The 16602-nt window shown below is 62.3% G+C and carries 13 protein-coding genes; 12 read left to right on the forward strand and 1 reads right to left on the reverse strand.

What is annotated here, in order from left to right:
* Window positions 1-6: 6 nt before the first annotated feature.
* Window positions 7-1239, reverse strand: a complete 1233-nt coding sequence (locus BXY39_RS03120; RefSeq protein ID WP_121937357.1) for a type III PLP-dependent enzyme — start codon at window positions 1237-1239, stop codon at window positions 7-9.
* Between the two features lie 893 nt (window positions 1240-2132).
* On the opposite strand from BXY39_RS03120, the gene sciP reads away from it, so the two are divergent.
* From sciP to BXY39_RS03180, 12 genes are all read left to right on the forward strand, one after another.
* Window positions 2133-2423 carry a CtrA inhibitor SciP gene (gene sciP, locus BXY39_RS03125; RefSeq protein WP_121937358.1) on the forward strand — a complete coding sequence of 97 codons (291 nt, stop codon included), beginning with the start codon at window positions 2133-2135 and terminating at the stop codon, window positions 2421-2423.
* 342 nt (window positions 2424-2765) lie between these two features.
* The gene (fliF, locus tag BXY39_RS03130; RefSeq protein WP_121937359.1) at window positions 2766-4463 is read left to right on the forward strand and encodes a flagellar basal-body MS-ring/collar protein FliF; all 1698 of its coding nucleotides are present in this window, start codon (window positions 2766-2768) and stop codon (window positions 4461-4463) included.
* A gap of 150 nt (window positions 4464-4613) precedes the next feature.
* A complete protein-coding gene (gene fliG, locus BXY39_RS03135; protein ID WP_342779419.1) occupies window positions 4614-5603 on the forward strand; it encodes a flagellar motor switch protein FliG in 990 nt (329 codons plus the stop codon).
* Between the two features lie 41 nt (window positions 5604-5644).
* Complete coding sequence (locus tag BXY39_RS03140; RefSeq protein WP_121937360.1) at window positions 5645-6298, forward strand: FliH/SctL family protein; 654 nt, start codon at window positions 5645-5647, stop codon at window positions 6296-6298.
* Between the two features lie 57 nt (window positions 6299-6355).
* A complete protein-coding gene (gene fliN / locus BXY39_RS03145; RefSeq protein ID WP_121937361.1) occupies window positions 6356-6718 on the forward strand; it encodes a flagellar motor switch protein FliN in 363 nt (120 codons plus the stop codon).
* 72 nt (window positions 6719-6790) lie between these two features.
* Window positions 6791-7555 carry a motility protein A gene (locus BXY39_RS03150; protein ID WP_121937362.1) on the forward strand — a complete coding sequence of 255 codons (765 nt, stop codon included), beginning with the start codon at window positions 6791-6793 and terminating at the stop codon, window positions 7553-7555.
* 51 nt (window positions 7556-7606) lie between these two features.
* Window positions 7607-9010, forward strand: a complete 1404-nt coding sequence (gene flbD / locus BXY39_RS03155) for a sigma-54-dependent transcriptional regulator FlbD (protein ID WP_121937363.1) — start codon at window positions 7607-7609, stop codon at window positions 9008-9010.
* Window positions 9011-9126: 116 nt separating this feature from the next.
* Window positions 9127-11268, forward strand: a complete 2142-nt coding sequence (gene flhA, locus BXY39_RS03160) for a flagellar biosynthesis protein FlhA (RefSeq protein ID WP_121937364.1) — start codon at window positions 9127-9129, stop codon at window positions 11266-11268.
* A 203-nt stretch (window positions 11269-11471) separates the two neighbouring features.
* A complete protein-coding gene (locus BXY39_RS03165; protein ID WP_170163587.1) occupies window positions 11472-12488 on the forward strand; it encodes a flagellar biosynthesis protein FlhF in 1017 nt (338 codons plus the stop codon).
* Window positions 12485-13309 (forward strand): MinD/ParA family protein, encoded by an 825-nt coding sequence (locus BXY39_RS03170; RefSeq protein WP_121937366.1) that lies wholly within the window; start codon window positions 12485-12487, stop codon window positions 13307-13309. Before BXY39_RS03165 ends, BXY39_RS03170 begins: the two co-directional genes overlap by 4 nt.
* 45 nt (window positions 13310-13354) lie before the next feature.
* Complete coding sequence (locus BXY39_RS03175; protein WP_121937367.1) at window positions 13355-15616, forward strand: hypothetical protein; 2262 nt, start codon at window positions 13355-13357, stop codon at window positions 15614-15616.
* Between the two features lie 101 nt (window positions 15617-15717).
* Window positions 15718-16599, forward strand: a complete 882-nt coding sequence (locus tag BXY39_RS03180; RefSeq protein ID WP_170163588.1) for a DMT family transporter — start codon at window positions 15718-15720, stop codon at window positions 16597-16599.
* The last annotated feature ends 3 nt before the right edge of the window (window positions 16600-16602 follow it).

Below are 16602 nucleotides of genomic sequence, written 5' to 3' on the forward strand. Positions count from 1 at the left end.
ATGGCTTCAGGGGCCGACGGCGACCAGTGTGTCGGAATAAAATCCATTGAAACGGGTTTGCATGGCCTGCCCGTATGCGCCCAGATGGGCGAACCGGATCAGGTCGCCCTCGCGCACGCAGGACGGCAGATAAAACGGCCCCTTCATATGGTCCAGGCTGTCACAAGTGGGGCCGAACAGCTCAAACGGCTCTTCGTCGCACAGCACCGCACGGCCGTCCGACGGTTTCAGTGTCACGGGAAACGGCCATGCCGGCTGGCCGGCGTCGAACAGGCTGCCATAGGTGCCGTCATTCAGATACAGCGCCCGGCCCCGCCGCATCTCGACACGGGCCAGAACGCTGCCGGCTTGGGCCACCAAGGCGCGGCCGGGCTCGCACAGCAGGGGCATGTCGCGCAAGCCGACCGCCTCGGCCGTCCGGCTGATCGCATCCAGATACGCCTCAAGGGGCGGTGGCGTCATGCCGGGATAGGTCACGGGAAAACCGCCGCCGACGTCAAGCGCATCGACAGGCACACCCGCCCTGTCAATCAGGGCGGCCACTTCGCTGAGCGCCCGCGCATAGGACAGCGGGTCCATGCACTGCGACCCCAGATGGAAACACAGCCCCAGACGGGCCGCGAACGGCCGCGCCGCGCCCAGCAGAGCCGGCACCTGCGCAGGCGCGGCGCCGAACTTCCCGGACAGATCATAGGCCGCCGCGCCGCTGTCACGGCTCATCCGCAGGAACAGCGACAGGTCGCGGGCCCCGCCGGTTTCTTCCATGATCTTGGCCAGTTCGTCCGGACCGTCAAAGGCAAAGGCCCGCACGCCGAGCCCGTAGGCCTCGCGGATCGCCGGCCGCGACTTGACGGGATGCATGAAGTACAGCACGGCCCGGGGCAGGACCGCGCGGACCAACCGGACCTCGCGGATGGATGCCACATCGAAAGCCCGCACACCGCCCAGCCATGCCAGGCGCAGCACCGCCGGTGACGGATTGGCCTTGACCGCATACAGGACCTTGCCCCGGAACCGTTCGACAAAAAACCGCGCCCGGTCCACCACCCGGTCAGGGTACAGCAGGTGCAGCGGATCATCCTGCATATGATCCCGCACGGCAGCGTTTTCGTCCGGAGAACGCGGCAGATCGGCCAGCGCCCAGTCAAGACCGTCTTCCGGCAGCGTCAACGGCAATAAGCCGTCATGAACCGCATTTTCCGCCCGGTCCAACCGGGCCAAAGGCATCAGAAGGGACATGGCATGTCGCCCTTGTCTAACAATCGGGTTCAGCGATCAGGACCAAATATATGGACCGCGAAGACATCGCAGCCGGACCGCAAGGTTTTTGATTCGGAAAGCGGCGGAGGCAACGGCCTCCTCATGCGCGCCCCTTTATGCCTGGGGACGCGCGCGCACGTGGGTCAATTTGCCGACAAAGGCAAAATAGCGGCAATGACCCTGCGACAGAAAATTCCGCCTTGTGCCGGGGAATATATGGTCGGACGATATGTGAATTGCGCGGCGCGCATGGCAAATTTTCGGGTTCACGGGCAAATCCCTTCAATCAACCGGCACCGAAATCATGGCGCCGCCATTATCAAAGGACGATTTGCGTCGTTACCCGTACCCCATGGCAGTCTGCGGGCGGTCTCCGGCCATCCACATTCATGGCTCGAAGCCGCGCGGTTGTGGGGTCGTGGCACGTGCGCGCCTCGGACGCGCATGCATATGCGCAATTTCCCCACCGATTACAAGGGGGAAAACAGCCTTTATCACATGGAGGAAAACCCGTTTTCCCGGCGGTCGTGAAAACGCCGATTCCCGGCCGGAATCACACCGGACCGCTCCCATCCGGACACAGCCCACCGGCCCGCCACCGGACGGGTACGGAATACGGCCGGGCATACGGTTTAGGCATACGGTCAGGAATATGGATTGATAACCGGGCGGCATGACGGACATGACCGGCCCACGGCGACAGGTCCCGCAACCGCCGTCCCCTCACGCCTTCGTCAGAAGGTTTTATTAGGGTTTTAATAAAGTTCATCAGCATATTTTGCCCTGACGGGCCACAGCAGACATAGTTCACATCACATACATGACACCAGCACCGCACACGCATGACCGAACTGTGATCTGCAGGGTTTCTTATGCCGCACCCGACCGGAAAATCATCGGCGCCATATGTTCCAGGCCCCAACGGCCGCCGGCTGACACTGGACACGCTGCCGAAAACCGATACCGAGCGCTGGGTCATCCGCCGCAAGGCCGAGGTCGTTGCTGCGGTTCGCGGCGGCCTTTTGACACTGGATGACGCATGCAGGCGCTACGCTCTCAGCGTCGAGGAATTTCTGTCCTGGCAGGACGCGGTGGATCGTCAGGACCCCGCCGGACTGCGCGCAACCCGGCAACGAAACCGCATGCCGCCGCAAGGCTCGTGACAGACCCCGTGCCTCGGACACCGCCCCTTATGCAGCGCAGCGGTCCCTGTTTGTGTAGGGAAAACCCGAATGGCGGACACGGGGCTATGTTGCAGTATGCGACGATTTCATGCCTTTTCCCGTCAACCGGGCTTTCGGTACACCGATTAGGCAATTATTGCCTAGATTTAACCAAGCGTTTACGCAGTGCCCGTATAAAGTTTCGCAAGTACAGGGTTTCTATGATCGGACCGACGGTTAAAGGGTCCGGTCATTCAGCAAGCAAAGGCCTGCGTGTGACAACTGATAAACGGACCGGGCACGGCACCGCACGGAACATCGCCCCCGTAAGCGAGGATTAACGTGGAAACCTTTCTTCAGTTCATGCGGAACCTGGGCACCGCGCGGATCATCATGATCGGCGTGGGCGCGGCCATTTCCGTGCTGTTTTTCGGTTTGATTATCGGCCAGTTGCAGACATCGCCGATGACGGTCCTTTATTCCGACATCGAACCGTCCGACGGGGCGCAGATCGCCACGCGACTGGAATCGGAAGGCATCCCCTACGAGACATCGGGGGGCGGTCGCGTCATCAGCGTGCCGCGCGATCAGGTCGACAGGCTGCGGCTGGTGCTGGCGGGCGACGGGCTCAGCGGCGGTGTCGTCGGCAAGGAAATTTTCGATCAGGAAGGCAGTTTCGGGCGCACCAGTTTCGAGCTCAACGTCAACTTCGTCCGCGCGGTCGAGGGAGAACTGTCCCGCACCATCAAATATCTCCAGTCCGTCGCGGAAGCCCGCGTTCATATCGTCATGCCGGAACGCCGTCCCCTGATGCGGAACGCGCCGCAGCCCTCGGCCTCCATCATGCTGCGCACACGGGGCAGTGTCGGCCGCCCGCAGGTCGAGGCGATCCAGTCCCTCGTTGCCTCGGCCGTGCCCGGCCTGTCACCGGAACGCGTCACCATCACCGACACGTCCGGGCGCCTTCTCTCCGACGGGGCCGAGGACAGGGACCTCGCCAACTTCTCAAATCTTGAAGAAGCCCGGCTGGCCAAGGAACGTCTGTTCCGCGACAAGATTGAAAGCCTGATCTCAAGCCGCGTGGGCAATGGCCGGGTGCGGGCGGAGGTGTCGCTGGACATAGACATGAGCCGTACGACCCTGAGCCAGACCAGCTTCGATCCCGACAATCAGGTGGTCCTGTCGCAGACACTGACCGAGGAGGAAAATTCCGAAATCGATTCCGTGGGCGGCAATGTCACCGTCGGCAACAATCTGCCGACGGCGGCACCACCCCAGAATGCCGAGGGCAGCCGCAGCAGCCGGTCGGAGGAAGTCACCAATTTCGAAAATTCCAAAACCGAATCCGTCACCGTCCGCGAACCCGGCCAGATCCGCCAATTGCGCGTGGCCGTTCTGATCGACGGCATCCGCGAATTCGACGAAACAGGGCTGACCACAAGCTACAGCGACCGCACGGAAGACGAAATCGAACAATTCCGCGAGCTTGTGCTCACCGCCATTCCTTTCGATGAAGATCGCGGCGACGCCATCACCGTGCAGTCCATGCGCTTTGCCGATCCCGCGCCCCTGGCGGAACAGGAACAGGTCTTCAATCTGTTCGGCTTCAACAAACAGGATGTTTTCCAGTTGCTGCAAGTCAGCGGGCTGATCCTTGTCGCCGTTCTGGTCCTGCTGACGGTGGTGCGTCCCCTGGTCGCTCGCATCGTCGAGGCCATTCCGGAAGCCCCGCCGCCCATGGACCCGGCGCAGATTGAACCGCAGGGAGAACACACCCCGGCCATTGCCGGCCCCAGCGGGGTTTCGGCGGAAATCATGGAACGCGCGGCGGCCGGCGACACAGAGGCACAGGCCCTCGTCCGCGCCGCCCGGGAATCCGGCGCCCTCAGCGCGGACCGCTTGGCCACCGACAGCCGGATCGACATGGCCCAGGTCGAAGGCCAGATTCAGGATTCAGCCGTCAAAAAGGTGTCGGAGATTGTCCGGTCCAGCCCGGATGATTCCGTAGCGATTGTCAGAAACTGGCTTTATGCCGAATAAGGCATGACGCCGCGCACCCCCCGGTCGCCGTGAGAAACCGGCGGGCCGGAAACCCGGAAACCACATCGGGGGCCGCTCCCCCGCATACGGACAGAAACAGGCAAGAGAAACGCGGTGGACACACAAATCGAAATCGCAGAAGTCGCTAAAATGAGCGGCCCGCAAAAGGCTGCGGCCTTCATGCTGGCCATCGGCGAGGAACACGGCCGGGGCATCTGGGAACTGCTGACGGATGACGAGGTCAAGGAACTGTCCCAGCATATGTCCAAGCTGGGTCCGGTCTCCGCCGATGCGGTCGAGGAACTGTTTGTGGAATTTGCCTCGATGGTCTCCACCGTTGGCAAACTGAACGGGTCTTTTGACAACACAGAACGCCTGCTGCGCAAACTGCTGCCCGACGACCGCGTGCATCAGATCATGGACGAAATCCGCGGTCCCGCCGGCCGCACCATGTGGGACAAGCTGGGCAATGTGAACGAAGTGGTCCTGGCCAGCTATCTGAAAAACGAATACCCCCAGACCGTGGCCGTGGTCCTTCAGAAGATCAAGCCGGAACACGCTGCCCGCGTCCTGTCCGTCCTGCCGGAAGACTTTTCCATGGAAGTCATCATGCGAATGCTGCGTATGGAATCGGTGCAAAAGGACATTCTGGACAAGGTGGAACAGACGCTCAGGGTCGAATTCATGAACAATCTGGCCCGCACCAGCCAGCGCGACAGCCATGAGACCATCGCGGAAATCTTCAATTTTCTCGACCGCAGTGCCGAAAGCCGCTTCCTGTCCGCGCTTGAAGACCGCAACAGGGATTCGGCGGAACGCATCCGCGCGCTGATGTTCACCTTCGAGGACCTGGCGAAACTGGACCCGTCCGGCGTGCAGACGCTGCTCAGGAATGTGGACAAGGATCGTCTGGCCCTGGCCATGAAAGGGGCCTCGGACACGCTGCGCGACCTGTTCTTCTCCAATATGTCCGAACGCGCCGCGAAAATCCTGCGCGAGGATATGGAAGCCATGGGTCCCGTCAGGCTGCGTGACGTGGATGAAGCCCAGATGGAAATGGTGAACAAAGCCAAGGACCTCGCCGAAGCCGGCGAAATCCTTCTGTCCGACAACAAGGGAGAGGATGAGCTCATTTACTGAGCCGCCAAAGCATTCAGGGTATAGAGAGTATAGATCGTCATATGTCCGACCCAGTAAAATTCACATTCGACCAGGCTTTCGACGGCGGTGCCAAATCCCGTTATGAGGAGGACATAGAAACCCTGCGACAGCAGGCCGAAGAAGCCCGCATGAGGGCCTATGAAGAAGGCGCGGCCGCCGGTCATGCCAGGGCCCATCAGGAGATCGAGGCCGCCATGGCGCAAACCCTTGAGCGGGTCTTCGATGCCGCCGGCAGACTGTTTCAGGGCCGCGCGGAACTGGAAGCCCGGCTGGAAACGCAGATGGCGGAACTGGCGCTGGCGATGGCAAGGCGGCTTGCCCGCAGTCTTCTCGACAAATATGCGGTCGAGGATGTCGAACGGCTGGCCCGCGACATTCTGGCAACCGTGAAAAGGGACAGCCGCCTGGCCCTGACCGTCAGCGAGGCCCTTGCAGGCCCCTTGAAGGAACGGCTGGATGCATTAAAAACGGAGACACGCTTTTCCGGTGCGATCGACGTTCGCGGCGATGCGGACTTCGCCTGCGGCGATTGCCATCTTGAATGGGACGATGGCGGTGTCGAACGCCGCCAGGCCGATGTGGAAAAGGAAATCGAGACCCTGGTGCACCGGTTCGTCAACGGCGGCGGCACCGCCGGTGACACAGCGGTCGAACAAAAGGATACCGCCGCATGACGGCGGAGGATCAGGCACCGCCCGGCCCGCGACGGCCGGGTGTGAAGGAGACCCGAAATGGCTGACGAAACCGACAATTCCGGCGAGGTCGGGCTGGAAAACCTGAACCAGCAGACTTCGGAAGGGCCGGAACTGGCCCGCAAGGACAATGAAACGGTCCGCTCAGCCGCTGAACTGGAACCCGTTTTCGATGTACCCGTCACCGTACAGGCCGTCTTGGGAAAATCCACCCTTGAGGTCAGCCATTTGCTGAAACTGGCGCCCGGCGCGGTGGTGGAACTGGACCGCAAGGTCGGCGAGGCGATCGACATCTATGTCAACAACCGGCTGGTGGCCCGCGGAGAGGTCGTGCTGGTGGAGGAACATCTCGGCGTCACCATGACCGAGATCATCAAGCTGGACGGCTCCTCGGGGCGCTGACGGGTCCGCTATCGCAGGACCTTCGGGTCCTGCGCGACGGGCCGGCACAACAGGCAGGGACGAAACAGGCACATGAGCACGCTCAGCGGTATGATTGCGGCCTTTCTTCTGATCATCGCGGCGATTGTCATCGATGGATCACTGCTGGGTTTTTTCAATCTTCAGGGCCTGCTCATCGTTGTCTTCGGTACCATCGCGGTCACCGCCATCAGTTTCCGCTGGGATGAAATGCTCGAAATTCCGGCCAATATCTGGACATTGCTGCGCCACGGCCAGCGCGATCCGTCGATGGAAGCCGTCCGTATCCTGAAAATCGCCGTCGAGGCGCGCAAGCATAACGACTTTCTGATCCTTGAACGGTTGCTGCCGCGCCTGAAGGACACGCCTTTTCTAGCCCAGGCGCTCCAGCTCGTCATCGACGGTGCCCCGGCTGAAGAGATCGAGCAGATGATGAGGCGCGAAGCCGGCTCCACGTCTGCCCGGCACATGCGGGCCGTCGACTTCCTGCGCCGCGCGGGCGATGTGGCCCCGGCCATGGGGCTGATCGGTACCCTCATCGGCCTGGTCAAGATGCTGGGCAATCTGGACAATCCATCGGAAATCGGTCCGGCCATGGCCATTGCCCTTCTCACCACCTTTTACGGTGCGGTGCTGGCGCATCTCGTTTTTATCCCGCTCGCGGCAAAAACCGAGCACTGCACCGCGGAAGAAGCGCTCGTCAACAATCTGTATGCCATGGGCGCCACCTCGATCGGACGCAAGGAAAACCCAAGGCGGCTGGAAATGCTGCTGAACACGATCCTGCCCCCGGCAAAGCGCGTGAGCTTTTTCCGATAGGACGCGCGGCGGGTTCAGCCGGGGACACACGGAGTAGGACGGAGACATAGAATGCGATTGCTTATAGTCGGGACCCTGGAAGGTCAGCTTGGCGCGGCCAGCCAGATGGCGATGGAACGGGGCGCCCAGGTGACACATGCCCCGGACACTGACGCTGCTCTGAAAATTCTGCGCAGCCGGGGTGCCGACCTGTTGATGGTCGAGGTCATACTCGATATTCCCGCCCTGATCCCGCGGCTGCGTACGGAACATTTTTCAATTCCGGTGGTGGCCTGCGGCATCGGCACGGACCCCAAGGTGGCCGCCGCCGCCATCCGTGGCGGTGCCAAGGAATATATCCCTCTGCCGCCGGACGCCGAACTGATTGCCGCCGTTCTCGAAGCCGTGGCCGAAGACGACCAGCCCTTCATCTACCGCGACCCGATCATGAAAAATGTCGCCGCCCTCGCCGAACAGGTTGCCCCGTCGGAAGCCAGCATCCTGATCACCGGCGAGTCCGGAACGGGTAAGGAAGTGATGGCTCGTTTCGTGCACCAGAAAAGCCGGCGCGCCAACAAGCCCTTTGTCGCCGTCAACTGTGCCGCGATTCCCGAAAACCTTCTGGAATCCGAGCTGTTTGGCCATGAAAAAGGGGCCTTCACCGGCGCCGTCGCCCGCCGGATCGGCAAGTTCGAGGAAGCCGACGGCGGCACCCTGCTGCTGGACGAAATATCGGAAATGGACATCCGCCTGCAGGCCAAACTGCTGCGCGCCATCCAGGAACGCCAGATCGACCGGGTCGGCGGTTCGAAACCGGTCAATGTCGATATCCGCATCATCGCCACCTCGAACCGCAAGATGCAGGAGGAGGTGAAGGCCGGCACGTTCCGCGAAGATCTGTTCTTCCGTCTGAATGTGGTCAATCTGCAAGTGCCGCCCCTGCGCCAGCGCCCGGCGGACGTAAAGGCCCTGGCGGAATTTTTCGTCGAAAAATACACCGAAATGAACAAGGTTCCCGCACGGCAATTGTCGGAAAATGCGTTCAAAGCACTGACCGCGCACACATGGCCGGGTAATGTGCGGGAACTTGAAAACGCCATGCACCGGGCCGTATTGCTGGCAACGGGCGATGCCATCGAGGCCGCCGCCATCATGCTGCCGGACGCCAGCGGCAATCTGATGGCACCGGACACTCTGACGCAAAACGGCGGAAGTCCGGATACCGACGGTGCGGCTGCGGACACCGCCTCCCATCAGGGGGAAGAGAGCGGGGCCACCCTCGTTGGCAAGACCGTCGCCGAAGTCGAACGGGACCTGATCATAGACACGCTGAAACACTGCCTCGGCAACAGGACGCACGCCGCCAATATCCTGGGGATTTCCATCCGCACGCTGCGGAACAAGCTGAACCAGTACCAGACGGAAGGGGTGACCGTGCCCCAGCCGGGGGACGGTGGCCAGCGGGCACCCGTCTAGACATGCCCCCGGTCCGGCCGCCGCGAAAAGGGACGCTTGACCGGATGACCGGTCGGGCATCCCAGGCGGTATGGACGCGGCAGGAATGCGATAACCATGGGTAAAGGCAAAGGCGCATGAGCGATACGGCATCAGGCCAGGCCTCTGACGGCGGAACCGGCGCGCCCTCCGGCGGCGGCGGTCTCGGCGATCTGGGCGCGCTGCTGTCGGGCGGCGGCGGCCGGTCCGATATCCTGTTCGCATTCGGCTTCGTCCTGATTCTTTTGATGATGATCGCGCCCATGCCGTCGTGGCTGCTCGATCTGGGGCTTGCCTCATCCGTTACCTTTGCCGTCATGGTGATGATGACGGTTCTCTTCATCGAAAAACCCCTTGGCCTCAGCAGTTTTCCAACCATTCTGCTGGTTGCGACCATGCTCAGACTGTCGCTCAACGTGGCCTCCACACGTCTGATCCTGTCGGAAGGGCATAGGGGGCCGGACGCCGCCGGCAAGGTCATTCAGGCCTTTGGTGAATTTCTCATGGGCGGTCAGGTGGTGATCGGCATCATCGTCTTCGCCATCCTGGTGATCGTCAATTTCATGGTCATCACACGCGGGTCGACACGGATCGCGGAAGTCGCCGCCCGCTTCAGTCTGGATGCCATGCCCGGCAAGCAGATGGCCATTGACTCAGATATGTCCGCCGGCCTCCTCAGCGAGGACGAGGCCAAAAAGCGCCGTCAGGAATTACAGGACGAAAGTGCGTTTTTCGGGTCCATGGACGGTGCGGCCAAATTTGTCCGGGGTGACGCCATTGCCGGCATTCTGATCACGCTGATCAATATTGTCGGCGGAATCGTTCTCGGCGTTGTCATCAATGACATGTCGTTCATGGACGCCCTCAACCGCTACACCATTCTGACGGTGGGGGATGGTCTGGTCTCGCAGATCCCGGCGCTGATCATTTCCACCTCCGCCGGCCTTCTGGTCACGAAAGCCGGTGTGGAAGGTCAGACGGACAAGCTGCTGTTCCGTCAGTTGACCGGCTATCCACGGGCGCTCGGCGTATCGTCCGTCCTGCTTTTGGGCATGGGGTTGCTGCCGGGCATCCCCCTGCTGCCGTTCGGTTTGTTGTCGGGCGCGCTCGGCTACACGGCCTATGCGGTCGGGCGCAAGAACAGGGAACGGGAAGTTCATGCCGAAACCGCCAAGGCCGACGCGCAAAAGAAAGCCGCGCCGGCGGAAGAGCCCATCAGCGCCGCCCTTGCCATCGACCAGTTGCGGCTTGAACTGGGATACGGTCTGCTCACCCTGATCAATGACGACAGCGGTTTCCGCCTGACCGACCAGATCAAGGCGCTGCGCCGCCAGTTGGCAAGCGAGATGGGCTTCGTCATGCCGTCGGTGCGTATTCTCGACAATATGCAGCTGCCCTCCAACACCTATGTCATCCGCGTCAAGGAGACCGAAGTGGGACGCGGCGACGTCCGGCCCGGCATGCTGCTGGTCATGGACCCCCAAGGCCGTCCCGTCGAACTGCCCGGTGAGAACACCACCGAACCCGCCTTCGGCCTGCCGGCCACATGGGTGGACAGCGGCGCCAAGGAAGAGGCGTCCTTCCGCGGATACACGGTTGTCGACGCGGCAACCGTCGTCACCACGCATCTGACCGAGGTGATCAAGGACAATATGGCGGAACTCCTGTCCTATGCGGAGACGCAGAAACTGCTGGAGGACATCGGGCAGGAACACCAGAAACTACTGGGCGACATCGTGCCCAATCAGATCACCGCGTCGGGCATACAGCGGGCACTCCAGGCTCTTCTGGCCGAACGGGTGTCCATTCGCGACCTGCCGACAATTCTGGAAGGCATCGCCGAGGCCACGGGCTTCACCCAGAATATCGTGCAGATCACCGAGCATGTGCGCACCCGGCTGGCCCGCCAGCTTTGCGCCGCCCATGCCACCCCTGACGGTTTCGTGCCGCTCGTAACCCTGTCACCGGAATGGGAGCAGGCCTTTACCGAAAGTCTGGTGGGTCAGGGCGAAGACCGTCAACTGGCCATGGCGCCCTCGCGCTTGCAGGAATTTATCAATGCCGTGCGCATTGTCTTCGATCAGCAGGCGGAACGGGGTCAGACACCGATCCTGTTGACCAGCCCGCTTGTCCGGCCTTATGTGCGATCCATCGTCGAACGCTTCCGCCCCGCCACGGTGGTGATGAGCCAGAACGAAATTCACCCGCAGGCAAAGATCCGCACGCTCGGACAGGTCTAGAACACAAGGAACCGAATGACCGGTCACCCCCATGCATATGGGACGGCCGAAAATATGCTGACTGAAAACCCCGCCGGCTGAAGACTGTACATCATGCCGGACAAATGCCATTGCTTCATCAATCGGGTCCGGTCGCACGGGCCGAACACATAACGGGAACGGACTGAACGGTTATGCGGCTCAAGACATTCCATGGCAAAATCATGGCGGACGTCATGGATCAGGTCCGCGCCAAGCTGGGGCCGGATGCCATCATCATCTCGATCGACGAGGGCCCGGACGTCAAAGGCGTCCGCGTCACCGCCGCGATCGAGGACGGTATCACGCAAGCTCCGCCGGACCATGCGCCGGAACCCGTGCAAACGCCCACCGATTTTGAAATCGCGCATCCCGTCCCGCCGACACGGGAATTTGACACGGCGGACGTCAAAGCCGTTCTCAGCCATCACGGGCTGCCCTTCGACACGGCCGGACAGATCAGCGATGCCGTAGACGCCGTGGATGCCGCCAGCCTGCCGGAAGCCTTTTCCGTCGCTCTTGAAACCTGCATTCAATTCAGCCCGCTGACCGATTTTCATGCGCGTCCGGTCATGCTTGTCGGCCCGCCCGGTGCCGGCAAGACGATCACGGCCGCCAAGCTGACGGCGGATGCCCTTCTGCATGAACGGAGCGTGCGGCTGATATCGACCGACACGGTCAAGGCCGGCGGAATCCAGCAGCTGGATCATTTCGCGCAGTTGATGCGCCAGACCGTTTCCACCGCCGACACGCCCGACGAACTGAAAGCGTTGCTCAGCCAGGACAAGGCCAGGACCAAAGCCGACCTGACGATCATAGACACACCGGGGACCAACCCGTTCGACCTTCAGGAACTGGAAACTCTGCTGAAATTCATCCACCGGGTTGATGTTGAACCCGTTTTCATCCTGCCGGCGGGTCTTGATCCGCTGGACTCACAGGAAATGGCTGGTATTTTCGCACGCATGGGCTGCCAGCGCTTTATTGCCACACGTCTGGATGCCGCGCGGCGCTATGCCAATCTGATCATGGCGGCACGGCCCGGGTATCTGGCACTGGCCGGTTTCAGCCGCAGTCCCTTCGTGGCGGAAGGACTGGAAGCCGCAGCGCCGCTTTCCCTTGCACGGCTTCTGACAGCCCTGCCGAAACCGTCTGCCCCGAAACCCTTTGCCTCAGCTTCTTTACGGACCAAAAGCGCATGACAAACAGTCCTTCCCGCCCCGACGCGTCCACGTCCAGTCCGCTCGCGGACAAGGGGTCGTCCTCGGGCAACGGCAACGAACGCAAGCTGATCACCATCGCCTCGGGCAAGGGCGGTGTCGGCAAGACCTGGCTGTCCGTAACGCTGGCGCACAGCCTGGCACGCACAGGCAAGCGCGTCCTGCTGTTTGACGGTGACCTGGGTCTGGCCAACGTGGATATTCAACTGGGTTTGACGCCGGAACAGGATCTGGGCGCCGTCATCGCCGGCGATGCGGCCCTGGATGATGTCATTGCCAGGTACACCGCCGCCGACGAGACATCGTTTGACGTCGTGCCCGGCAAGTCCGGTTCCGGTGCGCTCGGCAATCTGTCGCGGGCCATGCTGGAACGTATCCGCGGCGACCTGATCGCGGCGGCGGCACGCTATGACAGGGTTCTGCTGGATCTGTCCGCCGGTATCGACAACGCCGTTACCACCCTGTCCGCCCACAAGGGTGAAATTCTGGTGGTGATGAGCCCGGACCCCACATCGCTCACCGACGCCTATGCCTTTATCAAGCTCGCGGTCATGCGCAATCCGAAATCGGATATCCGCATCGTCGTCAACAATGCGGAAAACCGCAAGGACGGGGACCGCGTCTATCAGGCCATCAAAAGGGCGTGCGAAGGTTTTTTGAAGATTTCGCCGCCGCTTGCCGGTATCATTCGCTCGGACAGGCGCGTTACCGACGCCATCCGTGCGCAAGTGCCACTGCTTGCGCGCCACCCGCAATCGGAGGCGGCCGCCGATGTGGAAAGCCTTATGGCAAAACTGGTCTAGCCCTGGTCAGACCTTACCCGGCGCCGCGACGGCAAAGGCGGCGTCGTGAGCGACATATACGGCTCCGACGGCCCCGGTCCGGTGCGCCGCGTCACCCATGTGGGCGAACAGCCGCGCGAACGTCCGCAGGGCACGGGCCACAGTCCCCGTCAATCCAATGTAAACAGCGGCGGCGACGATAACACGAAAACGGCACGCGGCCATGAAACCCCGGGCGCACGCGATCCTGCCGTTTCCATTGCCGCCAGTACCGCGCATGTCACGGTTGGCGACCGTCTGGCGCGGCCCGTCGATCGTCTCGACACCGAAGGCCGTCCCCTGATCGTAACCGAGACCGCGACCTTCGCGCTGAAACCCGATGCGGGACTGCGGGCCGGGGATGACGTGATCCTTGAAATCCGCGAGGCGGACCGGACCATCGCCGCCGATCTGCTTGCACGTAACGGCCAGCCTGTCGATCCGCCGGTCAGGCTGAACCTGATCGTCATCGCCCTGCATGATACCGGGCATTCCTACGCCAATGCGGTGACACCGCCGCCATCACCCTTGCCCGATCCGGCACTGCCTGTAAATGCCTTGCCGCCCAGTGTCCCCCCATCAGCGGAAACACTGGCGCATACCCTCTCGCATGCAGAGACCACGGGGACGGATGACCCCGCTCTCGCCCTGCGCCCGACCGCCCCTTCACAGCCGGTACCGGGTCACGGCGTATCGCTTGCCGATACCCCGCACGATCCGACCGTGCCTGTCTCTTCTCAGGATTTATCCACACTGATTGCCGCGCGCGAACAGGCCCCTGCCGCCGGCACTCAACCGGACATACAGCGTGCCTATGCCGCCGTCGCCGGTACTGGTCAGCAGCCGGTGGGCGCATTGGGCGAAACCGTACAGGCCTTCACCGCGAACGGACAGACAGTCCGGGTCACGGCGATTGATCCCGCCGTGACCGCCTATCCTCCCCAGGCCCTGACGGAAGGCCTGTCGCTCACCCCCCTCAGCCTGTCGGAGACAAAACAATTGCCGCTGCCCCTCATGGCACTGGAAACGGCGCAGACGGGTTATGCGCGGCTGGAAACGCCCCGTGGGGTGCTGATGCTGCCGACCGCTGCTGCCAGCGCCATGGTGGGTCAGGCCCTGCTGATCGATCCGCCGGACGGCCTGCCGAAATCACCCCGGCCCTCAGGTCCAACGCCGGCAGACACCCAGCCGGCACCGGCAGCCCGGTCGGAGACTGCTACTCCACTGCCGCACTACAGCGCCAGCCTGACGCGTCCCGACGGGTCGGGCCAGCGTGTCGACATCGCTTTTCCCCCGCCCGGCCGCCACGATGACGGCACCGCCGCAAAACCCACCGGGCTGATCCATGAAGGCATCGTCTCGGGCATGCATACGCTGCGCGCCTTTCTCAGCGGCACAGGCCCGAAAAGCGATGTGGAGATTGAAACATCCCACGGCCGGCTGACCTTGACATTGCCGGGCACGGTCAGACCGGCGCAGGGCGATCCGATCCAGATCATCCTGCCCGCAGCGGCAACCACCACCCAATTCGCCGTCGCACCGTCTGCTGCCCTCACGGAAACCGTTGCTGCGGTAACGACGCCCGCAGCACCCCCTGCCACCTTGCCCACGGGACCTGGCCTTGCGTCTCTGGGCGAGGGGTATGAGGCACTTGCAGGCCTCTCACCGGCGGCTCAGGACACACTGACCGCCCGCACAGCGTCCGGCGGCGGCCGTCTGGTGAACAGCCTGCTGTTTTTGCTGGCCGCCATGGGCCGCGCACCGGATACGTGGATCGGTAACGCGCCGGCACAGGCGCTTGCCGGTCGGGCGGACGGACTGCTCGCCCGGTTGCGGGAGGATGTGCGCACCCTTTTGTCACGCGGCGGCGAGCCCGTCGGCGACTGGCAGCGCTGGCTTCTCCCGTTCGATCTGCGTGACGGGCAGGCCCCTCTGCTCGCCCTGCTGGTCCGCCATGAGCCGCCGGCGGACACACAAGACAATGCGGATAAGGATAACGACGGGGACGAGGCATCGCCGTCAAAACATTTCATCCTTCAGGTGGACTTTTCCGAATTCGGACCGATCCAGCTGGATGGCCGCATCGCCCGCGACAGGGACCGCCCCCGTTTCGATCTGACCCTGATCAGCGGGACGGCCCTGCCGACGGCTCTGATGGACGACCTGAAACCGCTGTTTCACGATGCCGTTGCTGCCGCCGGCCATGATGGCGCCCTGACCTTCAGGACCGGCGCTGCCTTTGACATCGATGCCTTTCATGGGCTGGACGCGGCGCCCTCACTCCAGTAAAGCCTAACAAAGAGGCCGCAGGAAATGGCCCGGTATCCGGCAGGCGTCTGCCAATGCCGGGCCGCTACCCCTCCTCCCGATACCCTGCCGGAGACATACCCATGGGGCCCGCCCTTGCTTTCATCATGTGCGTTCTGATCTGGGGCTCCACCTGGATCGTGATCGATAGCCAGGTTGGCATCGTGCCGGTCGCCTGGTCCGTGGCATACCGGTTTGCTTTTTCCGCTCTTGTCCTGGTGGCGATGTGCCGCATCCGCGGCATATCTCTGCGCCTGCGCCGCGGGGATCACGTGACGGTGATCCTGTTGGGTATTTTTCTGTTCTCGACCAATTATGTACTGATCTATTTCGGCAGCGCATACATGACGTCGGGCCTGGTGGCCGTGGCCTTCTCGCTGCTGTCCTTCCTCAATATCGTCAATGCGCGACTTTTCCTCAAAACCCCCATACAGCCCGCCGTCATGGTCGCGGCACTTCTGGGGGTTTTCGGCCTTGTTCTCGTTTTCTGGCCGGAAATCGCGAACCTCGGCAACAGAAACGACACGCTGATCGGCGTTGGTCTTTGCGTTGTATCCACATTGTCGGCGTCCTTCGGCAACACGGTCATCGCCAGCGAACCGGCACAGCGGCTTCCCCTGCTCAGCCTCAATGCCTGGGGCATGGCATATGGGGCACTGGCCAACAGCCTTTTTGCCGCCGTGACAGCCGGAACACCGGTGATGGACACACGGTGGACCTACTGGCTTGGCCTGACCTATCTGGCCATTTTCGGAACGATCTTTGCCTTTCTCATCTATATGTGGCTGGTCAAGCGGATCGGCCTCGCCCGCGCGGCCTATATCGCGGTGCTGATGCCATTGGTGGCCCTGACGCTGTCCACCCTGTTCGAGGGGTATGTGTGGACGCTTCCGGCCGCCGTCGGCATGGCACTGGTGGTCACCGGCAATGTCATCATGATCCGGGCGCGCCGCAACGACGCCTAGACA

The organism is Eilatimonas milleporae (assembly GCF_003688555.1).
Taxonomy (GTDB): domain Bacteria; phylum Pseudomonadota; class Alphaproteobacteria; order Sphingomonadales; family Kordiimonadaceae; genus Eilatimonas; species Eilatimonas milleporae.